Source organism: Arthrobacter echini (assembly GCF_004803505.1).
Classification (GTDB): domain Bacteria; phylum Actinomycetota; class Actinomycetes; order Actinomycetales; family Micrococcaceae; genus Arthrobacter_D; species Arthrobacter_D echini.
In genome coordinates this window covers 43,661-67,050 of sequence record NZ_SSWH01000013.1, presented here as the reverse complement: position 1 = coordinate 67,050, position 23,390 = coordinate 43,661, and the positions used below count along the sequence as shown (strand labels likewise).

At 68.6% G+C, this 23,390-nt stretch carries 28 protein-coding genes and 1 tRNA gene; 24 read left to right on the top strand and 5 right to left on the bottom strand.

What is annotated here, in order from left to right:
* Positions 1–167: 167 nt before the first annotated feature.
* Positions 168–255: transfer RNA gene (locus E8P82_RS13150), tRNA-Ser, on the bottom strand.
* 61 nt (positions 256–316) lie between these two features.
* Between E8P82_RS13150 and E8P82_RS13145 the strand changes: the two genes are divergently transcribed.
* The 8 genes from E8P82_RS13145 to E8P82_RS13110 all read left to right on the top strand — a co-directional run bounded on the left by E8P82_RS13145 (position 317) and on the right by E8P82_RS13110 (position 6,851).
* Positions 317–1,288, top strand: coding sequence for an NAD(P)H-quinone oxidoreductase (locus tag E8P82_RS13145; protein ID WP_136455506.1), 972 nt, complete (start codon positions 317–319; stop codon positions 1,286–1,288).
* 81 nt (positions 1,289–1,369) lie between these two features.
* Entirely contained in the window at positions 1,370–1,600 is a 231-nt protein-coding gene (locus E8P82_RS13140) for a hypothetical protein (RefSeq protein WP_136455505.1), read from the top strand.
* Between the two features lie 208 nt (positions 1,601–1,808).
* Positions 1,809–4,085: a carbon starvation CstA family protein gene (locus E8P82_RS13135; RefSeq protein WP_136455504.1), complete on the top strand. Its 2,277-nt coding sequence runs from the start codon at positions 1,809–1,811 to the stop codon at positions 4,083–4,085.
* Complete coding sequence (locus tag E8P82_RS13130) at positions 4,085–4,294, top strand: YbdD/YjiX family protein (protein WP_136455527.1); 210 nt, start codon at positions 4,085–4,087, stop codon at positions 4,292–4,294. Before E8P82_RS13135 ends, E8P82_RS13130 begins: the two co-directional genes overlap by 1 nt.
* A gap of 12 nt (positions 4,295–4,306) precedes the next feature.
* Positions 4,307–4,522, top strand: coding sequence for a hypervirulence associated TUDOR domain-containing protein (locus tag E8P82_RS13125; protein ID WP_136455503.1), 216 nt, complete (start codon positions 4,307–4,309; stop codon positions 4,520–4,522).
* A gap of 97 nt (positions 4,523–4,619) precedes the next feature.
* A complete protein-coding gene (locus E8P82_RS13120) occupies positions 4,620–5,078 on the top strand; it encodes a hypothetical protein (protein WP_136455502.1) in 459 nt (152 codons plus the stop codon).
* Between the two features lie 103 nt (positions 5,079–5,181).
* A complete protein-coding gene (locus E8P82_RS13115) occupies positions 5,182–5,934 on the top strand; it encodes a PepSY domain-containing protein (RefSeq protein ID WP_136455501.1) in 753 nt (250 codons plus the stop codon).
* A 77-nt stretch (positions 5,935–6,011) separates the two neighbouring features.
* A complete protein-coding gene (locus tag E8P82_RS13110) occupies positions 6,012–6,851 on the top strand; it encodes an aldo/keto reductase (RefSeq protein WP_136455500.1) in 840 nt (279 codons plus the stop codon).
* Positions 6,852–6,938: 87 nt separating this feature from the next.
* On the opposite strand, the gene E8P82_RS13105 is transcribed toward E8P82_RS13110, so the two are convergent.
* From E8P82_RS13105 to E8P82_RS13090, 4 genes are read right to left on the bottom strand one after another with little or no spacing between them, the layout of a single operon-like run.
* The gene (locus tag E8P82_RS13105) at positions 6,939–7,307 is read right to left on the bottom strand and encodes a flagellar assembly protein FliW (RefSeq protein ID WP_136455499.1); all 369 of its coding nucleotides are present in this window, start codon (positions 7,305–7,307) and stop codon (positions 6,939–6,941) included.
* Positions 7,304–8,179 (bottom strand): flagellar hook-associated protein FlgL, encoded by an 876-nt coding sequence (gene flgL / locus E8P82_RS13100; RefSeq protein WP_136455498.1) that lies wholly within the window; start codon positions 8,177–8,179, stop codon positions 7,304–7,306. Before flgL ends, E8P82_RS13105 begins: the two co-directional genes overlap by 4 nt.
* Positions 8,180–8,191: 12 nt before the next feature.
* On the bottom strand, positions 8,192–9,595 hold the full coding sequence (gene flgK / locus E8P82_RS13095; protein WP_136455497.1) for a flagellar hook-associated protein FlgK: 1,404 nt from the start codon (positions 9,593–9,595) through the stop codon (positions 8,192–8,194).
* 7 nt (positions 9,596–9,602) lie between these two features.
* Positions 9,603–10,088 (bottom strand): flagellar protein FlgN, encoded by a 486-nt coding sequence (locus E8P82_RS13090; protein ID WP_136455496.1) that lies wholly within the window; start codon positions 10,086–10,088, stop codon positions 9,603–9,605.
* Positions 10,089–10,260: 172 nt separating this feature from the next.
* Between E8P82_RS13090 and E8P82_RS13085 the strand changes: the two genes are divergently transcribed.
* The 16 genes from E8P82_RS13085 (at position 10,261) to E8P82_RS15060 (ending at position 23,381) form a co-directional block, all read left to right on the top strand.
* Complete coding sequence (locus E8P82_RS13085; RefSeq protein ID WP_136455495.1) at positions 10,261–10,767, top strand: MarR family transcriptional regulator; 507 nt, start codon at positions 10,261–10,263, stop codon at positions 10,765–10,767.
* Entirely contained in the window at positions 10,764–11,540 is a 777-nt protein-coding gene (locus E8P82_RS13080; RefSeq protein ID WP_136455494.1) for an SDR family oxidoreductase, read from the top strand. The genes E8P82_RS13085 and E8P82_RS13080 overlap by 4 nt, the downstream gene beginning before the upstream one ends.
* Positions 11,541–11,735: 195 nt before the next feature.
* A complete protein-coding gene (locus tag E8P82_RS13075; RefSeq protein WP_136455493.1) occupies positions 11,736–12,566 on the top strand; it encodes a flagellin N-terminal helical domain-containing protein in 831 nt (276 codons plus the stop codon).
* A 123-nt stretch (positions 12,567–12,689) separates the two neighbouring features.
* Positions 12,690–14,063: a flagellar filament capping protein FliD gene (gene fliD, locus E8P82_RS13070; RefSeq protein WP_136455492.1), complete on the top strand. Its 1,374-nt coding sequence runs from the start codon at positions 12,690–12,692 to the stop codon at positions 14,061–14,063.
* 8 nt (positions 14,064–14,071) lie between these two features.
* Positions 14,072–14,524, top strand: coding sequence for a flagellar export chaperone FliS (gene fliS / locus E8P82_RS13065; protein ID WP_136455491.1), 453 nt, complete (start codon positions 14,072–14,074; stop codon positions 14,522–14,524).
* The gene (locus E8P82_RS13060; RefSeq protein WP_136455490.1) at positions 14,517–14,807 is read left to right on the top strand and encodes a hypothetical protein; all 291 of its coding nucleotides are present in this window, start codon (positions 14,517–14,519) and stop codon (positions 14,805–14,807) included. Before fliS ends, E8P82_RS13060 begins: the two co-directional genes overlap by 8 nt.
* A gap of 124 nt (positions 14,808–14,931) precedes the next feature.
* On the top strand, positions 14,932–15,273 hold the full coding sequence (locus E8P82_RS13055; protein ID WP_136455489.1) for a flagellar basal body rod protein FlgB: 342 nt from the start codon (positions 14,932–14,934) through the stop codon (positions 15,271–15,273).
* A complete protein-coding gene (locus tag E8P82_RS13050) occupies positions 15,273–15,665 on the top strand; it encodes a flagellar basal body rod protein FlgC (protein ID WP_136455488.1) in 393 nt (130 codons plus the stop codon). The genes E8P82_RS13055 and E8P82_RS13050 overlap by 1 nt, the downstream gene beginning before the upstream one ends.
* Positions 15,665–15,967: a flagellar hook-basal body complex protein FliE gene (fliE, locus tag E8P82_RS13045; protein ID WP_136455487.1), complete on the top strand. Its 303-nt coding sequence runs from the start codon at positions 15,665–15,667 to the stop codon at positions 15,965–15,967. Before E8P82_RS13050 ends, fliE begins: the two co-directional genes overlap by 1 nt.
* Positions 15,967–17,607, top strand: coding sequence for a flagellar basal-body MS-ring/collar protein FliF (gene fliF / locus E8P82_RS13040; RefSeq protein ID WP_136455486.1), 1,641 nt, complete (start codon positions 15,967–15,969; stop codon positions 17,605–17,607). Before fliE ends, fliF begins: the two co-directional genes overlap by 1 nt.
* Positions 17,604–18,626, top strand: a complete 1,023-nt coding sequence (gene fliG, locus E8P82_RS13035) for a flagellar motor switch protein FliG (RefSeq protein ID WP_211096882.1) — start codon at positions 17,604–17,606, stop codon at positions 18,624–18,626. Before fliF ends, fliG begins: the two co-directional genes overlap by 4 nt.
* Positions 18,616–19,221, top strand: a complete 606-nt coding sequence (locus E8P82_RS13030; RefSeq protein ID WP_136455485.1) for a FliH/SctL family protein — start codon at positions 18,616–18,618, stop codon at positions 19,219–19,221. Before fliG ends, E8P82_RS13030 begins: the two co-directional genes overlap by 11 nt.
* Positions 19,218–20,546 (top strand): FliI/YscN family ATPase, encoded by a 1,329-nt coding sequence (locus tag E8P82_RS13025; RefSeq protein ID WP_136455484.1) that lies wholly within the window; start codon positions 19,218–19,220, stop codon positions 20,544–20,546. The genes E8P82_RS13030 and E8P82_RS13025 overlap by 4 nt, the downstream gene beginning before the upstream one ends.
* Positions 20,546–20,980, top strand: a complete 435-nt coding sequence (locus E8P82_RS13020) for a flagellar export protein FliJ (RefSeq protein ID WP_136455483.1) — start codon at positions 20,546–20,548, stop codon at positions 20,978–20,980. Before E8P82_RS13025 ends, E8P82_RS13020 begins: the two co-directional genes overlap by 1 nt.
* Positions 20,977–21,861, top strand: coding sequence for a C40 family peptidase (locus E8P82_RS15335; protein WP_246021361.1), 885 nt, complete (start codon positions 20,977–20,979; stop codon positions 21,859–21,861). The genes E8P82_RS13020 and E8P82_RS15335 overlap by 4 nt, the downstream gene beginning before the upstream one ends.
* A 794-nt stretch (positions 21,862–22,655) precedes the next feature.
* Positions 22,656–23,381 carry a flagellar hook-length control protein FliK gene (locus E8P82_RS15060; protein ID WP_168796574.1) on the top strand — a complete coding sequence of 242 codons (726 nt, stop codon included), beginning with the start codon at positions 22,656–22,658 and terminating at the stop codon, positions 23,379–23,381.
* The last annotated feature ends 9 nt before the right edge of the window (positions 23,382–23,390 follow it).

Genomic DNA, 23,390 nt, shown 5'->3' with positions numbered 1-23,390 from the left:
AGGCGACATTTCCATCCCCGGGAGAAGCAAACCAGATCCGCGGTGGTATGGGAACCCGCGATAGTCTGAGGAGGCGGATCGGGAGGGCAGGATCAGTCGGCGGAGGGCCCAACCGGACTTCGGTGGGACGCAGGAGGAGGTCCCGCAGCGCGGAACCTCCTCGGGTGCGGAAGGTAAGGGATTCGAACCCTTGAGACGGGGTTACCGCCCACTGGTTTTCAAGACCAGCTCCTTCGGCCGCTCGGACAACCTTCCCGCGCCCAGTGTTCCATGACGGGCGAGGGAGGCCCAAATACCTACAGCGGGAGGACCAGGCATGCGCGCAGTGGTGATCGAGGGTGCGGGAGGCCCGGAAGTGCTCTCCGTGCAGGACGTCGACGATCCTGTCCCGGGCGCCGGTGAGGTGCTCATCGACGTCGCCGCCGCCGGCCTGAACCGCGCCGACGTGCAGCAGCGCAGGGGCCTGTATCCGCCGCCCGCGGGTGCGTCGACGATTCCGGGGCTCGAGGTCTCCGGGTACGTCTCCGCCCCGAACGGGTCCTCCTTCCGGGAAGGGGACGCCGTCGTCGCACTCCTCGCCGGTGGCGGGTATGCGCAGCAGGTCGCCGTGCCTGCCGGGCAGGTGATCCCGGCGCCCGACGGCGTGGACCTCGTCGAGGCTGCCGGGCTTCCTGAGACGGCCGCAACGGTGTGGTCGAATCTCGTGCTGCAGGCGAATCTCACCGAGGGCGAGAACGTCCTGATCCACGGTGCCTCCGGTGGCATCGGGGTCATGGCCATCCAGCTGAGCCTGGCCCTGGGAGCCGTACCGCACGTCACCGCCGGCTCCGAGGCGAAGCTCGACGTCGCGCGCTCACTCGGCGTACACACGCTCATCAACTACCGCGAGCAGGACTTCGTGGAGCAGCTCTCGCTGGCGACTGACGGCCGAGGCGCCGATGTGATCCTCGACGTCGTCGGCGCGAAGTACCTCGCACGCAACATCGCAGCGCTGGCGACCGACGGACGCCTGGTGGTCATCGGGCTGCAGGGCGGTGCGCGCGCCGAGCTCGATCTGGGTGCGCTCATGGCGAGGCGGGCGAGCGTCGCCGGGACCACGCTGAGATCCCGGCCGGTCGCCGAGAAGTCCGCCATTATGGCAGCGGTCCGGGACAGCGTCTGGCCGTGGGTCACGGCGGGGCTCGTCCGGCCGTTCGTGGACCGCGTCTACGACCTGGACGAGGTTGCACAGGCCCACACCTATTTCGACGCGGGAGAGCATACCGGCAAGATCCTGCTCAGGCTCTGACACCCGCGGGGGAGCGGACCCGGTGCCGGAACGGGGACCGCTGTGGAAGGCTGGCAGGACAGTCGAGAGGAAGGACGCCCCATGGCGACCAGGGAGAACGAATACGACGATCACGAGAGCGGCCTCGAGCGGGCGGCGGACAACCTCACCGAGAATCTCGCGGATCAGGTGCCAGACGGCGTCGACAACGGACCGACGGACGACGCCGACGAGCCGGCGGATCCCCGCACCAGGAGCCACTCGAGCATCAGCGAGGGGATGAACGCGAACGACGACGAGCCGCCGGCCGTCCTCGACGACGACGCGAAGTAGGCCGTAGTCGATATGCAGTAGATCAGCCGGCGGCCCCGCTGCGGCGCTCCCGCCCGCAGCGGGGCCGACGCGGGACTGCAGGGTGCCACTGGGCGCACGGACGCCGGCGTTCGGCGCAACACTCCGATCGGAGGGTAACGCCGTGTGACGTACACCTCACCACGTTGCTATCTTCGAGTGCATCACTCTTTCGCACTCGAGGAGCATCATGAGCAAGCAGCAGGGCGGGTCGCATCGGCAGGACCCGGTGCTCGCGACGGATCCGGCGTTGCCGCCGGTCGCCGTCGACCCGCAGCGGGCCGAGGCGGAGGAGCGCCACTGGACGCCGATGAAGATCGTCCTCTGGATCGCCATCGCCCTCCTCGGCGGCGTCGCCTGGACCATCCTCGCCGTCGTGCGCGGCGAGACCGTGAACGCCATCTGGTTCGTGTTCGCCGCGGTCTGTACCTACCTGATCGCCTACCGCTTCTACTCCAAGTTCATCGAGCGCAATCTGCTCAAGCCCGATGACCGCCGGGCTACACCGGCCGAGTACAGGGCGGATGGCAAGGACTACGCGGCCACGGATCGCCGGGTGCTCTTCGGGCATCACTTCGCTGCGATCGCCGGTGCCGGTCCGCTGGTCGGCCCCGTGCTGGCAGCACAGATGGGGTATCTGCCGGGCACGGTCTGGATCATCGTCGGCGTCATCTTCGCCGGAGCCGTCCAGGACTATCTGGTGCTCTTCTTCTCGATGCGCCGCGGTGGACGCTCCCTCGGCCAGATGGCGCGCGAGGAGCTCGGCGTGATCGGCGGTACCGCTGCTCTCATCGCGACCCTGACGATCATGATCATCATCGTCGCGATCCTCGCCCTCGTCGTCGTCAACGCACTCGGTGAGAGCCCGTGGGGCGTCTTCTCCGTCTCGATGACCATCCCCATCGCCCTGTTCATGGGTGTGTACCTGCGCTACCTGCGTCCCGGCCGGGTCACGGAGGTCTCGCTCATCGGCTTCGTCCTGCTGCTGCTCGCGATCATCGGCGGCGGCTGGATCGCGGACACCGCCTGGGGCACCGAGCTGTTCACACTGGATCGCACCACGATCGCCTGGGGCATCATCATCTACGGCTTCATCGCCGCGATCCTGCCCGTCTGGCTCCTCCTCGCACCGCGCGACTACCTGTCGACCTTCATGAAGATCGGCACCATCGGCATGCTCGCCGTCGCCATCGTCATCACGCGTCCCGAGATCAACGTGCCGGCTGTCACCGAGTTCGCGAGCACCGGCACCGGTCCGGTGGTCCCCGGCACGCTCTTCCCCTTCCTCTTCGTGACCATCGCCTGCGGGGCGCTGTCCGGGTTCCATGCCCTGATCGCGTCCGGGACCACCCCGAAGATGCTCGAGAAGGAACGCCAGAGCCGCTTCATCGGCTACGGCGGCATGCTCATGGAGTCCTTCGTGGCGATCATGGCCCTCGTCGCGGCGCTGTCCATCGATCGCGGCATCTACTTCGCCATGAACTCCTCGGGAGCTGCTACCGGCGGCACCATCGAGGGGGCCGTGGCCTTCGTCAACGGTCTCGGTCTGACCGGGGTCGATCTCGCCCCGGACACCCTCAGCACGCTGGCCTCGAACGTCGGTGAGGAGTCGATCGTCTCCCGGACAGGAGGCGCCCCGACCCTCGCCGTCGGCATCGCCCAGATCATGCAGGGCGTCTTCGGTGGTGCCGGCATGATGGCCTTCTGGTACCACTTCGCCATCATGTTCGAGGCACTGTTCATCCTCACGGCGGTCGACGCCGGAACGCGCGTTGCGCGCTTCATGCTCCAGGACAGCATCGGCAACTTCGTGCCCCGCTTCCGCGATACGTCGTGGCGGATCGGCGCCTGGATCTGTACGGCCATCATGGTGGCCGGCTGGGGAGCGATCCTCATCATGGGCGTCACCGATCCGCTCGGTGGTATCAACACCCTGTTCCCGCTCTTCGGCATCGCCAACCAGCTGCTCGCGGCCATCGCGCTCGCGGTCTGCATGGCCATCTGTGCCAAGCGCGGACTCTTCAGGGTCCTGTGGATCCCGGCCCTGCCGCTCGCCTTCGCCGCGGTGGTGACCATCACGGCGTCGTTCCTGAAGATCTTCTCCCCCGTGCCGGCCATCGGCTACTGGGCACAGAACGCGGCCTTCCGCGACGCCCTCGACGCGGGCGAGCAGAGCTTCGGCACCGCACAGAGCGTGGAAGCCATGGAGGCGGTGGTGCGCAACACCGTCATCCAGGGCACACTGTCCATCGTGTTCGTGGTGCTGTCCATCATCGTGATCGCCTCGGCCATCATCGCCACCATCAAGGCCTACCGGAACGGTGGAGGCACGGAAACGGAGGACGCCCCCGTGGCGTCGCGGATCTTCGCTCCCTCCGGTCTGGTCACCACGCCCGCCGAGAAGGAGCTGCAGCAGCAGTGGGCCGCCGTCGAACCGGCGAGGCGACCGGCGAGGTCGGGGCACTGATGACCGTGCCGCAGGTACTGCACCGCGCCTGTGACACCGCGCGTGAACTGGTATGGATCTTCAAGGGTGTCATGGGGGAGAACGCCTACCAGGCGTACCTCGACCATCACGAGCGCAGCCATGCCGACGGTCGGCCCATGAACGAGCGCGAGTTCTGGCGGGACAGGACCGATCGCCAGGAGGCGAATCCGGAAGGGCGCTGCTGCTAGGAAGGAGTCGACATGGCCGATCGATTCGGCGTCGGTGATCATGTCACCTGGAACTCGGAGGCCGGCCACGTCTCGGGCAGGGTGACGAGGGTCCACACGGAGGACTTCGATTACAAGGGCCACACGCGCCGCGCGTCGGAGGACGATCCACAGTACGAGATCAAGAGCGACAGGACCGATCACGTCGCTGCCCACAAGGGCGGAGCTCTACGGCTGGTCGACGAGTGAGCCGTTCTCCGCGCGGGTGGTGTGGGGCTTCTTGTTGTTGCGTCATGACCGAACTGCAGCCGGCCGGTCCCTTCGCGCCGGATCAGAACCTGTAGCGGTGGCAGCATTCTTCGCCGCAGCGAGGCAGGGCCGCAGGGATGACGCCGAGCTGGGCACCGGGGTGTGGCGGCGTGCCCATGACCGCTTCCGACGTGGGCTGGACCGGTACCACCAGATCCTCGAGGGAACCGAGGACGACGCCCTCTACAACGAACTCGTCGTGGTCGCCGATCAGCTCGGTGGCCTGCTGCCACGGGTCCGAAGGGTCTGCGTGAGTGCTCAGTCCTCGTCACCCAGTACCGGGCTCGACATTCCCGGCGCCCTCCTGCAGGTGCACCGGGCCCTGTCCCGTGCGGGAAACGCCCTGGCGACCACGGCCGAGGCCGCCGCGATGACCCGACTCGACGGCGAGCGATGGGATGTGACCTCAGCGGGGCTGGACAGTGTCCGACGTCGGGCCCAACTGGTGTTCGACGACGTCGAGGAGGCCGAGCGCGCGCTGGCGGCGATCTTCTGATCCGCTGCAACTGTGAGAGCGCCCGTTGCTGAATCCGGGATGCCGGGCAAGGATGGGAGCTGCAACAGGATCGCGCTTCCACCCACTGCTCCCGGAGGACACCATGACATCATCCCGCTCACCGCGACCCAGGTACACGCTGCTGCCGCTCGCGACAGCGGCGCTGCTCGCCCTCGCGGGCTGCACCACAGCGGACACCGACACCGCAGCCGGCGAGTCGGCCCCGGCCGTCGAGCCCTCGTCCGCCGTTTCGCTCAGTGCCGAGGCCTCCGAGTCCCCTGAAACGGGCATGTCCGCATCCCCCGAGGCGAGCGCGCTGGGCACGGGGAGTGCCACGCCGACGCCCTCCCCTTCGGCGACATCCTCTCCCACGACCAGCTCGACGGCGTCCGATGGGATCGCCGCTCCCGGTTCCGGGGCGGACGACCTCGTCCAGGCCGGGCGGACGGCGCTCGCTGCGCTCCCGGGAGGGGCGCTCATCTCCATCGAGAGTGAGGCCGGCGGGACGGCCTGGGAGGTCGACGTGGTGACGCAGGACGGCTCCGAACAGGAGATGGAGCTCTCGGCTGACGGCACGCAGATCACCACCGGGCCGGAGGTGACGGACGAGGACGTGGAGGACCGGGACAAGAACCTCGCCCGTCTGCAGGCGGCCGAGCTGGACTACGAGGACGCCGTGGACAAGATCCTCACGGTCATTCCCGAGGGCCGGATCACGGAGCTCGAGCTGGACAGCAAGCAGGGCGTGACGGTGTGGGAAGCGGACGTGCTCGATCCCTCCGACGTGAAGTACTCGATTCAGCTCGATGCCGCCACCGGTACCGTCGTCGAGAACCAGGCGGATTCGGACGACTGACCCGAATTATTTCTGCCGGCCGCCGTGCTACGCCGGCCGGCAGAAATAATTCGGCAGTACCGGTGGTTCCCGCCAGTATGACTACATCACCGCACCTCACGTTCAATGACGGCCACACCATTCCCCAGCTCGGGTACGGAGTCTGGCAGGTCGAGGACAAAGTTGCCGAGGATGTCGTGGGCAAGGCGTTCAGGACCGGGTACCGCCACATCGACACCGCGAAGATCTACGGGAACGAGGCAGGCGTGGGCCGCGCCATCGCCTCGTCCGGGCTCAGCCCGGACGACCTGTTCATCACCACCAAGCTGTGGAACGCGGACCAGGGCTACGAGAGCACCCTCAAGGCGTTCGAGTCCTCGATGGACCTCCTCGGACTGGAAACCCTCGATCTGTACCTGATCCACTGGCTGCAGCCCAAGCAGCACAAGTACCTGGATTCGTGGAAGGCGCTGATCGAACTGCAGAAGCAGGGTCGCGTGCGCAGCATCGGTGTCTCCAACTTCACCCTCGAGACCCTCAGTGAGATCATCCGCGAGACCGGCGTGACACCCGCGATCCACCAGGTGGAGACACACCCGTACTTCAACCAGTCGGAGCTCCGTGCCTTCGAGGCCGAGAAGGGCATCCTGCACGAGGCATATTCGCCGATCGGTTCCGGCAAGGGACTGCTCGACGACGCCGTGCTGCAGGACATCGCCGGCAAGCGGAACGCCACTCCCGCGCAGGTGGTACTGGCCTGGCACCTTGCGCTGGGCAACGTGGTCATCCCGAAGTCCGTCACCGAGTCGCGGATCATCGAGAACTGGGAGTCGCTCGACGTCAAGCTCGAGGACGAGGACATCGAAGCTATCAACAACCTCGACAAGGGCGTCGACGGCCGCATCGGTGCAGATCCGGCGACCTCCGACTTCGCCTGATCAGCTTTCGGCGGGTGCAGCCCGCTGTATGACGTAGAAGAACCGCCCGGCACCGGTCCGGGCGGTTCTTCTACGTCTGAAGGACCTTCAGGCAGCCTGTGCCAGGGGTGCCCGCAGCGGGTAGTCGCCCTCGAGGATCAGTTGGGCGCACTGTCCGGTGGCGGGATCGAGCACGATCGGGGCAGCGAGATTGACGGTCGTGCCCCCTGTGCCGGGATTCGCGACGACGAACAGGAGCGCGTCGGGCACATCCGCTCCGAGGACCTCTCGTTGAGCGGCGGAGAAGCGCGGACGGTACTCGGGCACGTAGCTGGCGGCGTCGAGGAGGAACAGGCGCACGTCCGGCTGATCCGTGGAGATCAGGGTGAACAGGCCCTGCGCCCCGCCGACCTCCTCCAGCCGGAACTCCGTCAGCGGAGCCAACCCCGGGGGCGGGCTCAGGAAGGTGGCCCTCATCGGAGGAAATCCAGCAGGGACGGCTGCAGCACGCGCGCCGAAACGGCCAGGGCTCCCTGGTAGGCGGTCTCCTGCATCCTGAGATCGAGGATCACCGAGGCCAGCTCGACATCCTCCACGGCCGCGCGTCGTCCTTCGAGCGCGAGGGCTGCATCGGCGATGCCGTCCTTCGCGCTCAGCAGACGGGCATGCCGGGTACCGATCGTGCTGTGCTCTGCCGTGACGTCCCTGATGCGTTGCTGCAGAGGTGCCAGATGCACCGAGACGTCCTTGCCGGCACGCAGATCAGCGGCGATCCTGTCCAGCAGAGCGAAAGCCGAGGTGGGGCCACTGCCGAAGACGGACGCTCCGTCGGCATCCACCCGGACCGTTTCCCCGGGGCCTATCCTGCGCTCCACCGTTCCTCCTCCCACGAAGGTCAGCTCCGGGGTGAGTGCGGCAGGCGTGTCGGCGTTGCCTGCGAACAGGAAACGGCCGGCGTAGCTCGCGTTCGCCTGCGCTCCGAGCTCGCCGCGCAGCGCCTGGACCTCGAGAGCGAGCGTCTCGCGGGCTGCCGGGGGAAGGGACGAGTTGGAGCCTTGCAGCGTCAGTTCGTTAACCCGGTCCAGAGCCCGCTTCGACGTCGTCATCGCATTGTCGAGCTCGGTCAGCCACCCCTCGCCGTTGGAGATGTTCCGGCCGTACTGCTCGTTCGCACGGAGGTCGGCGCGTATGCGGATCGCCTCGGCGGCAGCAGCAGGATCGTCCGAGGGCCGAGTGATGGCACGCTGGCTGGATGCCTTGTCCTGGAGCTCGGCGAGCCGTGCGAGATTGGTCTGCAGGGACCGCTGGACCCCGTAGTGCATCGTCTGCTGGGTGACACGCGTGATCATGATGGCCTTCCGCTACCGTCCGACGATTCCCGTGCGATTGATGAGGACATCGAGCATCTCGTCGATGGCCGTCATCACCCGCGCGGCGCCCTGGTAGGCGTGCTGGTACTCGAGCAGCTTCACCTGCTCCTCGTCCATGCTCACCGAGGTGGCGCCGAGCTGCTGCCTCAGGGCGGAGCCCGCCGATGCCTGGGCCAGCGCATCGGCCTGGAGTTCCGTGCGCGCTGCCGCTCCGAGGTCCGCCACGAAGACCGACCAGACCACGTCGGGCGAACCGCCGCCGGTGCCGATCCTGGAGATGGCGTCGGCAACCGATCCGTCGTAGGCGCCGGCGTCGGGTGATCCCACCGCGAGGTCCTCGCGCGTGGTCGGCAGGACCGTCAGTGATGCTGCCGCCCGATCCGGATCGAAGGCGAAGAAGGGCCCCTTGCCGGCACCGGTGTGCAGTGCGTTCACCTTCCCGGCGAGCGATGCGGCGAAGTCGTCGTACCCGCCGGCGGTTTGGGCCAGGACACCGCCTGCGTCGGCGGGAGCGAGGAGCGAGAGTGCGGCGGCGATCTCACCGCTCTCGATTCCGGCGGAGGCTCCCGGGCGGTGGGTCCATTCCACACTCACGACGCCGCCCCCGGAGCTCTGCGGAAGCTCGCCCAGCTGCCGCGATCCGCTGACCTGCAGGCTGCGGGTCGTCGTTCCCAAGACCAGCGGGTTCCCCGCCAGCAGGACGTCGGCCGTTCCGTCGCTGTTGTCGCGCACCGTGGCGCCGGTCAGCCCGGCGAGGGCGCCGGTCAGGGTTGTGCGGCGGTCGATGAGCTCGTTGGCGGAGGAACCAGTGGTGACCGCGGAGCGGATCTGGCGGTTCAGCTCCGCCACCTGGGAGGCAGCGTCGTTGACCTCCGTGACGAGGGACTCGGCCGAGGACCTGATCGAGGCCCACTGTGTGCCGATCTCGCGATAGCCGGAACCGATGCGCGAGGTGAGCGTTCCGGCGACGGAGAGCAGGGACGACGTCGAAGCGCCCTTGTCCGAGTCGACGGACAGGTCCTGCCACCCCGCCCAGAAATCCTGGAGCGATGCCGAGACGCCGGTCGTGCCCGGTTCCCGCAGGCTCTCCTCGAGAACCGAGAAGGCCTGGGCGCGCACCGCCGTGTAGCCGGCGGCTCCGGCGGTGCTGCGGACCCGTGCCTCGAGATGGGCGTCACCGAGTCGTGCGATGCCCTGGGCGAGTACCCCCTCGCCCGCACGCGCGCCGGTCGCGAACATCGAGGGCCGCACGGGAGCAACGGATGACGTCTCGAGGCGCTGCCTCGTGTATCCCGGCGTGGTGGCGTTCGCGATGTTCTGCCCCGTTACCTCCAGGCCGGCACGCGCTGCGGCAAGACCGGAATGGGCTGTGGTGATTCCGCTGAAGGTGCTCATCGTTCGGCTACAGATCCTTGTCGAGGAGGGTCGGATGCCCTCCGCCCAGGGCGGAGGCGCCGTCGGCTGCGTAGGTTCCGGCACCCACGTCGATCCCCGCCAGGGTTTCCTGGGTGGAGCGGCTGGCCGCCTTCAGGAAGAGCTGGTTACTGTCCCGCAGGGCGACGATCTGCGCCACGAGGGCCGTCATGGCCTGCAGGTGTGCGCCGAGGAGTTCCCCCCACGGCCCCTCGGGAGCGGAGAGCACCAGTTCGCGCAGCGTGGCGCCCTCGTCGACTCCCCACTCGGTGGCTACGGCGGAGCCGTGGACGGCTCGGGCGAGACCGGTGTCCCGGAGGCGTTGGAGTACCTGTTCCACCTCCCGGGTGGCATGGTGGAGCCACCGCGTAGTGCCGGAGGTCAGCAGGAGCTGTTCCTCCTCGAGTTTGAAGACGAGGAGTTCGAGGAGTTCGCGCTCCTGCCAGAGCAGCGTCGACAGGTCCTGGGCGCTCACGGTGCCACCTCCTCTCCGGAACGACGAATGGGTGGAATCGGATGAACTATCGGCACCGGGACGCGCAATGTAAGTGATGCTCTGATTCCAGCGACGCGGTATCCCCAGATACTGTCCTAAGGACAGCATCTGGGCTAGGCTGGTGGTTCAAGGACGAAGGGGGTGACCAGCGATGGACTCCGCAGCGGATCCGGTTACGGGTGCTCCGCTCGGTTATCGCTCTGCGGGCCTCGCCGCAATGCTCGAGGTGTTCGCCCTGTGGGGCTCGAGTGACTTCATCACGACGATCACCCGCGACACCGCCCCGGGCCTCGACGCCACATCGGTCACGGCGTTGACGCTGCTCGGCAGGCACGGGGCCATGCGCCCGTCAGTGCTGGCCCAGAAGCTCCGCGTGGGCGCCTCCAACGTCAGCAAGGTCACCAGGCGGCTGAGTGAGGACGGCTTCGTCGAGCGGGGTACGGACACCGCCGACGGACGCGCCGGACTCCTCCAGCTGACAGGCAGAGGGAACGAGGTCGTGGCCGGGTTCGTCGACGCCGGGGATCGCATGATGCGTGCCATCCAGGCGGACTGGACCCAGGCGGACCGCGACCGGTTCACCGAGCTGCTCACCACATTCCACACCGACGCCCTGCACTTCAGCATGGCGCAGTATCGCAAGGGAGAATCATCATGACCCGCACCTATGTAGTCACCGGAGCCGGCTCAGGCATCGGCGAGGCCACCGCCACCCGTCTGCGCGAGGACGGTCACACCGTCATCGGCGTCGATCTCCGCGGCGCGGACATCACCGCCGATCTCAGTACCGAGGAAGGCCGTGCCACCATGGCGCAGGAGGTCGAGGAGCGCAGCAACGGCTCCATCGACGCAGTCCTCGCCGTGGCCGGGATGAATGCACCCGTTCCCGCGACGGTCCTGGTGAACTACTTCGGCGCTGTCGCGACACTGGAATCCCTCCGACCCCTGATGAAGGGTTCTCCCGCGCCCCGCGCCGTGGCGGTAGCGTCCATGGCATCGCTGCAGCCCCACGACAGTGCCCTGCTCGAGGCCTGCCTCACCGGAGACGAAGCGGCCGCGTTGACCCGCGCCCAGGAACTCGCCGACGACGACAACGGCTACCAGATCTACTCCACCAGCAAGCAGGCCCTTGCCCGGTGGATCCGCCTCAACGCCCCGACCGATGAGTGGGCCGGCGCGGACATCCCTCTGAACGCGATTGCGCCGGCGGTGGTCCTGACCCCCATGACGGCAGAGCTGGTCAGTACCGAGGCCGGACGCGAACAGCTCAACAAGCAGGTGCCCATGCCGCTCAACGGTCCCTTCCCGGCGGAGACCGCGGCGTCACTGCTCACCTGGCTGACCGGTGAGGAGAACACCCACCTGTGCGGGCAGGTCATCTTCCTCGACGGCGGGTACGACGCCGTCACGCGTCAGGACAGCACCTGGTGAGGCTCCACCGATGAAGGAAGGGCGCGTCGATCGTACCGATCGGCGCGCCCTTCCCGTCCCGTCGTCACGAGTGAGCAGGGTTCCTCCGGAAAAACTTTCACCGATTCCTAACACCCACTCCGAGAACTCCGATAGCTCCTGGTGCCGGCCCATGGATGGACCGGCGCAAGCAGCCCTTTCACGGAGGAATACATCATGGGTTTCCAGATCAACACCAACACCGCGGCCAACACCGCGTACCGCAACCTCTCCAACACCCAGAACGACATCTCGAAGTCCCTCGAGAAGCTCTCCAGCGGCCTGCGCATCAACCGCGCAGCCGACGACGCCGCCGGCCTGGCGATCTCCGAGGGTCTGCGCTCGCAGATCGGCGGTCTGGGCGTTGCAGCACGCAACGCCCAGGACGGCATCAGCGTGGTGCAGACCGCGGAAGGATCGCTGACCGAGGTCCACAATATCCTGCAGCGCGTCCGTGATTTGGCGGTCCAGTCGGGCAACGACTCGAACAACGCCGAGGCCCGTTCGGCCATCAAGACCGAGGTCACGGCGCTTGCCACCGAGCTCACCCGCATCGGCAATTCGACCAACTTCAATGGCACGAAGCTCCTGGACGGCAGCGCGAACCTCACGTTCCAGGTCGGCGCAGGGAGCGATGTGGACAACGACCAGATCGCTGTGGACCTCACGGCGGCAGACATCGCCGGCCTCGGAGCCACGGTCGCGGCAATGAGCTTCGGATCGGCTGGGGACGCTCTGACGACCATCGCGGCGGTGGACGGTCAGATCTCCGCGGTCTCCCAGGCGCGCTCGGCGCTCGGTGCCGTGCAGAACCGCTTCGAGTCGGCGATCAACAGCATCAACGTCTCGCAGGAGAATCTCTCGGCGGCCAAGTCCCGCATCTCGGACACCGACATGGCGAAGGAGATGGCGGACTTCACCCGTTCGAACATCCTCTCGCAGGCCGGTACCGCGATGCTCGCCCAGGCCAACCAGATGAACCAGGGTGTCCTTCAGCTCCTCCGCTAGACGGTGAGTATGTAGGCGAAAGGTGCACGGTGGCGGGATTGATCCTGGACCGACGGTCCCGCCACCGCGCATTCGCCCATCCATGACACCCCCGCTGATCAGCCCGATCCGAGAGGTAGTTCCATGGCATTCTCCATCGACGGCATCGCCAGCGGGCTGAAGACCAAGGAGCTGATCAGCCAGCTCATGCAGGTCGAGGCCCGGCCGCAGACCCTGCTCAAGGCCAAGGCCGCCACCACCCAGGGCTTCATCACCTCGCTCCAGCAGCTCAACACCCGCCTCGGCTCCCTCACCGAGCTCGCCACGAAGACCGCGAAGCCGCAGGCGCTCGACCTCTTCACCGCCACGAGCAGCAGCGACGCCGCGAGCGTAACCGCCGCCTCCTCCGCCAGGGCAGGATCCCTCGACTTCACGGTACGCCGGCTCGCGCAGTCGCAGAGCTCGGTCACCGGTAGCATGACCAGCTTCTCCACCGAAGCCTCCACGATCACCCTGCAAGCCGCTGACGGCAGCACCACCGAGGTGCGGACCACCGGCACCCTCGACGACGTCGTCGCGGCCGTCAACAGGGCCGACGCCGGCATCACGGCCACGAAGGTGGCTGCCGGCAAGGACGCCGACGGCGCGCAGCAGTACCGCCTGCAGTTCACAGCCAGGGAATCCGGCGCGGAGAACGGCTTCAGCGTCTTCCGCGGAACAGCAGCCGAGGCAGTGGCGGGTACTGCGACGGATCTCTTCGCCGAACCGGGCGCCGCGACGGTGCGCACCGGCCAGGACGCCGAGCTCGTGCTCTGGGGTGGATCGAACGCCGAGCAGGTCGTGACGTCGTCGTCCAACACCTTCGCCGACCTCCTTCCCGGCGTGAGCGTGACCGCAGCGAAGGTGAGTGCGGAGCCGGTCTCGATCACTGTCGGTTCGGACGCCGAGGGCACCACGAAAGTGGCCAGGGAGCTCGTGGACTCGCTGCAGAGCGTGCTCTCCTTCGTGGCCGCCAATACGAAGGTGACCCCCGGTGCCACGGCGAGCGCTGCGCCCACCCCGGGCAGATTCACCGGTGACAGTGCAGTGCGAGGTATTGCACAGTCCGTGGTGACCGCCGCGACGGGGCCGATCAACGGCCGGTCCACCGCCGAGCTGGGCATCAATCTCACCCGCTCAGGCGCGGTCGAGTTCGACGAGAAGAAGTTCACGGCCGCTCTCGCCGCGGCTCCGGCGCAGGTCAGGGACTCACTGACCCAGCTCTCGGCACGCGTCGCGGACGCCGGCAGGGCTGCCTCCGACAAGTTCGACGGCGATCTCACGCGCCGTATCCAGAGCCAGGAATCGAGCGTCCGTTCCATGAACGACCGCGTGGCCTCGTGGGAGCTGTCCCTCGACAAGCGCCGCGCCACCCTCGAGCGCACCTATGCCGCGCTCGAGGTGCAGTTGTCCAGGCTGCAGTCCCAGGGCGACTGGCTGTCCTCCCAACTCGCGAACATCCCGTCCAGGAGCAACTGATACTGCAGATGAACAACGATCACCAGGCCAAGCGGTCCCACTACATGCAGGATGCGGTGCTCTCGGCCACCCCGGCGGGCCTGCTCACCATGCTCTACGATCGGCTGATGCTCGATCTGGCGCGGGCCGGGACAGCGCAGGAGGTGAGGGAGTGGGCGGTGGCATCGGAGAATCTGCTGCACGCCCAGGAGATCCTCGGCGAACTCATGTCATCGCTCAGAACAGACGTGTGGGACGGCGCCGACGGGCTCATGTCGCTCTACGCCTACGTGCGCCAGGGACTCGTCGAGGCGAACATCGGACATGATCGGTCCAGGACCGCCGAGTGTGCCGAGATTCTCGAGCCGTTGCGCCAGGCGTGGCACGAGGCCGCCCGCGTCGGCCAGCTCCGACCAGCCGGGCCGGTGGGGTCACCGGAGCAGGGTGAATCCCGGTCCCTGGGAGTGCTCGGCGTTGGCTGAACACGTGGTTGCCGTCTGGACCTCGGCGCTGGACGCGCTCGAGGCGGCTCTCGACGAGGGAGAGTCGGCGTCCCCCGGCAGCTGGACCCCGCCACCGGTCGACGCTCCCATCCCGGCAGAGCTCGTGGCGCGGGCACGGTCCATCCAGGGGCGTCAGCGCAGTGCTCTGGCGCTCGTGGGCGCCGAACTCGGCGCGCTCCGTCGCCACCGCTCTGCCGTCGGCTCGGTACGTGCTGCGACACTCCCTGCGCAGGCGTCCGTCTATATCGACACCACGGGCTGAAACTCGTGCCGGCAGCGGCTAACAGCGCCCTGCCAACCGCCCGATAGTCACCGGTGAGCATGGATCGCTCACCCCCAGGCCATGGATCGGCCGCTCAGCCTTGCATGAAGAAGGTTCTGCCGCCGTGCTCGATTCCGTACACTCGCTCGCCCTGCGCAGCGCTCTCGATGGGCTCGCTCTGCGCCAGCGCGTCACAGCGAACAACATCGCCAATGTCAACACTCCCGGCTTCCACGCCCAGCGGGTGAGTTTCGAGGAAGCCCTGGCGCGCTCGGTCGCACTGGGCGGAGGCAGTGTGCAGGCCACCACGGAGACCTCACTCGAACCGACGCGACTCAACGGCAGCAACGTCAATCTGGACACCGAGACCCTCTCCAACATCGACACGGTGCTCCGCTTCCAGTTCGCGGCGCGCGCCATCGAGGGTCCTTTCTCCGGCATCCGCTCCGCCCTCAGGACCTCCTGATGACATTCGACGCCATCGGGATCTCCGGTACGGGCCTGACCCTGCACCGCAAGTGGCTCGACGCCGTGGCCGACAACATGGCCAACGCGAACACCGTCACCGCCAGCGACGGCGCCGCCTTCCAGCAGCGCTACATCACCGCCCGCGCGGACGGCAACGGCGAGGGGGCGTATGTGGCAGGAGCCGAGTTCGGCAGCGCCGAGGGCCGGTTGGTCCACGAGCCCGCCCATCCCCTCGCGGACGAGGACGGCTACGTACGCTACCCCGACATCGACATGAGTGCCCAGATGGGCCAGCTCATCATGGCCCAGCGTGGCTACCAGGCCAATGCCGCCGTGGTCGACCGGGCGAAAGCCACCTACGAGGCCGCTCTCCAGATAGGACGATCCTGATGCCCATCCCCGCACTCGGAGCCATCCAGCCCGCTGCCACTTCCTATCTACCGGCGGCCGGTGCCGTACCCGGCGGCGGCGGCGAGGGCTTCGCGACCTCGCTCACCTCGGCCGTGGACAACCTGCAGTCCGTGCAGTCGTCCTCGAACCAGCTCGCCATCCAGGCCGTCACGGGGGATCTGAGCGACATCCACAACGCCACGATCGCCTCGACGCGGGCCCAGGTGACCCTCGAGCTCGTCGCCGCCGTCCGGAACAAGGGTGTTGATGCCTTCAACGAGATCATGAGGATGCAGGCCTGATGCCCAGCCCCATGTCGACCGCAGCGACCCGCCTCACGGACGCCGTCAGGAGCTTCACCATCGCCCAGCGCACCATCGCGATCATCGGTGTCGCCGTGCTGGTCCTCGGCGGGATCGCCCTGACCTCCTGGCTGTCCAAGCCCTCCTACACGCCCCTGTTCTCGGGGCTCAGCGGCGAGGACGCGAGCACCATCGTGGACCAGCTGCAGACCGACGGCGTCCCGTACGAGCTCACCAACGGGGGCGGGACCATCCTCGTCCCCGAGAGCAACGTGTACGACCAGCGGATCAAGGCGGCCTCGGCCGGGCTGCCGTCGTCCTCCACCGCCGGGTACTCCCTGCTCGACGACATGGGCGTCACGTCCTCGGAGTTCCAGCAGTCCACCACGTACAAGCGCGCGCTCGAGGGCGAGCTCGCGGCCACGGTCTCGGCAATCGACGGCGTCAAGACCGCCACGGTCCGCCTGGCGATCCCCGAGGACACCGTCTTCGTCTCGGAGCAGGGCACACCGACGGCCTCGGTCTTCGTCGAGACCACGCCCGGGACCACGCTCTCGAGCAGCCAGGTCCAGGCCATCACCCACCTGACGTCCGCCTCGATCGACAAGATGGATCCTAATGACGTCGCGGTGATCGACGCCGCGGGTACGGTGCTCTCCGCCGTCGGCGTCGGTGCGACCGGGGGCACCGACCAGCAGGCGTCCGACTACGAGAAGCGTGTCGGAGCCTCCCTGCAGGCCATGCTCGATCGCGTGGTCGGGGTGGGCAACGCGACGGTCGCGGTGGCGGCGGACATGGCGCGTGAGAGCGGTGAGCGCGTCGAGGAGACCTTCACGACGCCGGAGAATGCCCCAGCGCTCAACGAATCCATCACCACCGAGGCGTACGAGGGTGCGGGCGGGGCGAATGCGGGCGTCCTCGGCCCGGACAACATCGCCGTGCCCGAGGGTGGCGGGAACGGGGAGGGAACGTTCAACTCCGAGACCAGTACGCGCAACAACGCCGTGAACAAGATCACGGAGTCGACCACGGTCCCGGCCGGCGGGATCAACCGCCAGACCATCTCCGTCGCCGTCAACCAGGCTGCCACGGCCAATCTGGACGTCGCGGCACTGACGGACCTGGTCTCCAGCGCCGCCGGCATCGACGCAGCGCGCGGTGATGTCGTCACCGTCGAGGAGCTGCGCTTCAACGACGCCGATGCCGCAGCTGCAGAGGATGCACTCGCAGAGGCCGAGGCGGCGCAGGCCGAACAGGAGCGGGCAGAGCTGATCCGCACCCTGTCGATCGTGGCAGCCATCCTGTTCGCGGCGATCGTGGTACTCATCGTCTATGCCCGCCGCTCCCGCCGCCAGCGGCGCGAACCGCTCGACCTCGGTGAACTGCAGGGGGTCTACCCGGCCATTCCTGCGCCGAGCACGCCCGCCATCGATCCTGCGGTGGCGCTCATCAGCCCCGTCGAACCCGCGCCGAACACCACGTCGATCGACGTCGGCGCGGTGCAGAACGCCCTGCAGGAGGCAGCGGCGGACACCGAGCTGCAGCGCATGCGCTCGGACATCGACCAGCTCGCCGCGCAGGATCCCGCAAGGACGGCGGAGTTCCTGCGCAGCATGATGGACGACAGGCAGAGCGTATGAGCACCATGGTGCGCGCTGCGGTGACAGGCACGCAGAAGGCCGCGATGGTGCTCATGCAACTGGACCAGGGCCGCGCGGCCGAGGTCCTCCGGCAGATGTCCGAGTCCGAGGCCGAGCAGATCGTCGCGGAGATCGTGCGCCTGCAGCGCGTGGAGCCGGGCGCCGCCGAGGAGGCGCTCGCGGAATTCCACGAGCTCACCACCAGCGGTCGACGCCGGACCCGCGGGGGCATGGAGATCGCCATCGGCCTCCTCGAGTCCTCCTTCGGTGCCGAGCGGGCGGCAGGCGTGGTGGGACGCCTCGCCTCGACGGCCGCGGGGAAGTCCTTCGAGTTCCTCGAAACGGTGGAGGCCGGCCAGATCCAGAGCGTCCTCGAGGGCGAGCTGCCCCAGACCATAGCCCTGGTCCTGGCGCACCTGAAGCCCGAACACGCCTCGACCGTCCTGGCCGGTCTCCTCCCGGGGACCCGTACTGATGTCGCCCAGTGCATCGCCACCATGGGATCGGCGACGCCCGAGGCCGTGTCCGTCGTCGCGGACAGCATCAGGGTCAGGGCCGGAGCCGTGGCCGCACCGCATCAGGGTGCGACGGCGATCGGCGGCATCCAGCCCCTCGTGGACATCATCAACCGGGCCGATGTCAGTACCGAGCGCGAGTTGCTCGACGGCCTCGAGAACCGCGACCCGGCGCTGGCCGAGCAGGTGCGGGCCAGGATGCTGACCTTCGCGGACATCGTGAATCTCGAGCGCCGCGACGTCCAGCAGGTGCTGCGCGGCATCGATTCCGCGGTACTCGCGCTCGCGATGAAGGGCGCCGCCGAGACCGTGGTGAGTGTGATCCGGGCGAATGTCTCCGAACGCAACCGGGAGATCCTCGACGACGAGCTCAGGGCCGTCGGAGCCGTGCGCGTGTCGCAGGTGGAGGAGGCGCGCGCGGAGGTGGTGCGTGCCATCAGGGACCTGGAGGCGCAGGGCGTCATCACCATCCAGCGCGGGGACGAGGACGAGTATGTCGACTGAGTCACTCCTGCCCATCTCGTTCCCCCTGCTCGGTGCCGGCTCGGACACTGCGGCACGGGACACCGCTGCCGCGCGCGGACACGCCGCCGGATACGCGGACGGTCTTGCGCTCGCGCGCGCCGAACTCGCCGAGCAACGGACGCGGCTCGACGCCGAACGTGCAGCCGAGCGCCGTCACGCCGACCAGCGCGCCGCCCAGCGGATGAGGGTGCTCGACGCCGCTGTCCGTGCTCTCGAACGGCAGAGCGCGCCCGTGCTCGCGGAGGCCAGGACCCGGATCCTCGACGCCGCCCTCGAGATCGCGGAGGCGCTGCTCGGGCAGGAGCTGCAGGACGGACCGTCCTCGGCCCGGGCCGCCGTCGCGCGTGCCCTCTCGGGGATCGACGGCGAGGACGTGCGCACCGTCCGCCTCCACCCCGCCGATCTCGCCGACCTCTCTGCTACCGACGTTCCCGCGGGCCTGCAGCTGTCCCCCGATCCATCGCTGCAGCGCGGGGACGCCGTGGCGGAGTGCGAGAACGGACAGCTCGACGCCCGGCTCGGAAGCGCACTCGCCCGCGTCCGCGACGTGCTCACCGGCGGCGCCCCGGAATGAGCCTGGCACCCGAGCGGACCCTCGACGACGTCATCCGGCTCGCCCGTGCTGCCGCCGCACCGCAGCAGGTGGGCCAGGTGGCGTCCGTGGTGGGCCTCGGCGTCGACGTCGTGGGCCTCGACTGCGCGATCGGCGATGTCGTCACCATCGGCGACGCGTCGCCGGTGGAGGCCGAGGTGGTCGCGGCGTCCCTGACGGGCCTGCGCTGCATGCCCTTCGCCCCCCTCTCCGGCATCCAGGCAGGCGCACCCGTCCGCTCGAACGGTTCGCCCCTGCTGGTCCCGGTGGGGCCCGGCCTGCTCGGCAGGGTCCTCGACGGCGTGGGCCGCCCCATCGACGGACGAGGTCCACTGGACGACGTCGCCTGGGTGTCGCTGAACAACACGCCTCCCGGGGCGCTCGAGCGCTCCCGCATCACCGAACCCCTGCAGCTGGGGGTCCGCGTGATGGACACCCTCACCACGGTGGGGCGCGGCCAGCGCATGGGTCTGTTCGCCGGATCCGGTGTGGGCAAGTCCTCGCTGCTGTCGATGATCGCGCGCGGCACGGACGCAGCGGTGTCGGTGATCGCCCTGGTGGGGGAGCGGGGGCGCGAGGTCCGCGACTTCCTCGAGGACGATCTCGGCTCCGAGGGCCTCGAACGCTCCATCGTGGTGGTCTCGACGTCGGACGAACCCGCGCTGCTCAGACTCCGCGCGGCGTTCGTGGCCACCCGGATCGCCGAGGGCTTCCGCGACGGAGGCGCCGACGTCATGCTCATGATGGACTCGCTCACTCGCGTGGCCATGGCCCAGCGCGAGATCGGCCTCAGCGTCGGAGAGCCTCCGGCAACACGCGGCTATCCGCCGTCGACCTTCTCGCTGCTCGCCCGCCTGCTCGAGCGGGCAGGGACGGCGGCCACCGGATCGGTCACCGGCATGTACACCGTGCTCGTGGACGGCGACGACCACAACGAGCCGGTCGCCGATGCCGCGCGGTCCATCCTCGACGGCCATATCGTCCTCGACCGCAAGCTGGCGGTCGCCGGGCACTTCCCGTCCATCGATCCGCTCGCGTCCATCTCCAGGGTCGCCTCCCGGGTCACGACGCGCGAGCAGGCAGCGACGGCCGGTCTGCTGCGGAGGACGATGGCCGCGCGGAAGGCCGCGCAGGATCTGATCGACGTCGGCGCCTACCATCGTGGCTCCAATCCGCTGGTCGACGCGGCAATGGACCACGAACCGGCGATCACCGCCTTTCTCCAGCAGCGCATGGACGAGCGGACTCCGTTCGGCGACGCCTGGAACCGGATCACCCTTCTCACCCGAACCATGGGAGTCACCTGATGACACGTCACTTTTCCCTCGCAGGTCTGCTGAGGCTGCGCCAGCTCCGTGAGGACCAGGCGGCAGGTTCCCTGGCCCAGGCGAACGAGCGCCTCCGGGACTCGCGCGCCCGTTCAGAGGCTGTCGCCGAATCGCTCGACGGGACGGATCTCAGCCCCTCCGGGTCGGCGTCGCTGTATGCGGTGGCGGCAGCCAGGGCGTCTGTGCGGAGCATGCTCGTCGACCTGCAGGCGCTGGAGGCCACGCTGCAGTCCGAGCAGGGCCGCGCGCAGGACCAGTACCGTGCTGCCCGCGTTGCCACCATGGGCCTGGAGAAGCTCGAGGAGCGCCACCGCGACACCGAGACCGCGGCGGTGATCGGCGCGGAGCAGCGGGTTCTGGACGAACTCGCCACCACTGGCCGGCGTCGCACCGGTTCGGAGGTACGGCCATGATGGGCGTCGACGCCGTGGGCCGGGTCCAGCAGATCCAGTCCACCCTCACCCTGCTCGCCGCTCCGTCGGTACGTGCTGCGGCCGTCAACTCCACCACCACGCAGGCCGGCGGATCCAGTGCGCCCAGGACCGCCTCGAGCGAGACGTCCCGGCCCGCTGCCTCTCCGACGGCGACCACCGCCACCGCGACGGCCGCTCCGGCGACGTCGGGCACGTCGGTCGGCGGGACGCAGGGCGGCGCGGTGGACACGGCGGAGCTCTTCGCCGATGCACTCGAGGAGGCGACCGCCCCCGCCGTCCTGGCCGCCGATCCTGTGCCCGCGCCGGAGCCGGTGGTACCGGCCGAGCCGGTGAGCGACGTCGTTCCCGCGCCGGCGTCCTCCGACGCGGAACGGGTGATCGAGGCGGCCATGGCCTACGTGGGCATCCCCTATGTCTGGGGAGGCACCGATCCGGCGGTGGGCCTCGACTGTTCGGGATTCCTGCAGCGGGCCTACGCCGACATCGGCATCCAGATCCCGCGTGTGACCTGGGACCAGATGAACGCGGGCACGCACGTGCCCTCACTCTCCCAGGCGCAGCCCGGGGATCTCCTGTTCAGCTTCGACGGCGGGCACGTTTCCATGTATCTCGGTGACGGCAAGGCGATCGACGCTCCGCAGCCGGGTTCCAACGTGGCAGTACGGGACATGTGGGAGACCGACGCGAATATCACCACGATCCGTCGCATCCTGCCGGAGGGGTCGGCGAGTGTGGCCCCCGTGGTTCCTGAAGCAGAGGTTGTGCTTCCCGACGCCGGGATTGCTGCACCGGCGTTCGACCCCGCCGTGGACGAGGCGCTCGCGACGCAGGCCGCATTCCTCGCAAGCATGGCGCGATGACTCCCCTCCAGGGCCTTTCCGCTGCGCCCACGCCCAGGGACGTACTGCGGACGGCGGGTCTGCCTGTGGGAGACAGCGGCGCGACAGCCGGTCTCTCCTCCTTCGGTGAGCTGTTCCGCGGCCACACTGCGTCCGGAGCAGGCCGATCACCCGTGCCCGGAGCATCGGAGGGATCGGTTCCTCCTTTTTTCGCCGAGGAGGCAGCGAGCCCGTCGGTGCCCATCGCTTTCGCGGGGCGGGCCCTGCAGACTCCTTCCTCCGGTTCGTGCGACCGATGGAGCGGCGGTGGGGAAGGCGCCGGAGCAGCCGCCGAAGCGGCTGTTCCCGGGGCAGAGGAGGGACGGCAGGAAACCGGGGGATCCGATCGTGACATCGAAGCGTCACCGGCGGTGCGCGAAGGGTCTGAGACGCCCGAGGAGCCTGAGATGCCTGCTGCCGGCTCCGGGCCGGCCCATCACAGCGCGACGACCGTCGACGTGGCGACGGAACTGCGTCGGGCAGTACACGACGGCGGGCACGTGTCGAGACCGCAGACCGATGACATGACGTCCGACCGCTCGTCGTGTCCTGTGACGACGGCGTCCTGGACGACTGCTCGGGAATCACCGAGCGGGCTGTCGACATCCGATGCACCACAGACCGGGACGCAACCTTCCGGTGAGCCGCCGGTCCAGGCACCTCCGACCACGGCGCCCCCTACCCACGAGTCACCCGCCCTGACCCCATCGGCTGCGGGGGATCACTCCCGAGGCACAACCGCGTCACCGGTAGCCCGGACGGCGGCGGAGTCCCCGGTGCTGTCCCCGGTGCCGTCCCCGCCCGTACCCTCTGCGACCGTACGGTCCGTCCCGACGGCCGATGCCGGGCAGGGCACCTCGGGGAGGACCATCCCGGACGCAGAAGCAGCCACGGCCCCCCGTCCGACCGAGATCGTGGTGCCCCCTGCACCGGAGCCGTCCGAGGCCCGGGTCGCCTCCATTGTCCGGACTGAGCTCTCCGTGCCCGCGGTGCACCAGACCGCCGGGACGACTGCCGCGGTGGACGCTGCATCGACACCCACGGCGCCCACGGCGCACACCGCATCCCGGCAAGTCGCTCCGCTACCCCACCAGCTGGGCAGCCCGGTCCTCGCCCTCGCCCGGGCCGTTGCAGACGCACCGGGTGGTACCAGCGTCATCACGGTCACCGTCGCCCCGGACGACCTGGGGCCGATCACGATTCGTGCAAGTCTCTCCGCCGAGGGAACGAGGATCGAATTCTTCTCCACCACGGACGGCGGGCGGGAGGCACTACGGCAATCGATGCCCGAACTCCGACGCGAGGCGTCCTCGTCCGGACTGTCCGCCTCGCTCGACCTCGGCTCGGGGACACCCGGGGACCGGCAGGACACTCCACGAGCCGAGAGTCGGCTACCTGCACGACCAGCTGCCCTCGTCGCCGTTCTCGACGCCGACCGGGAGTCGGCCCGGGCACGGGACCATCCGACGTCGGCCCTCACCACCCTCGATCTCTTCGCCTGATCCGAAAGG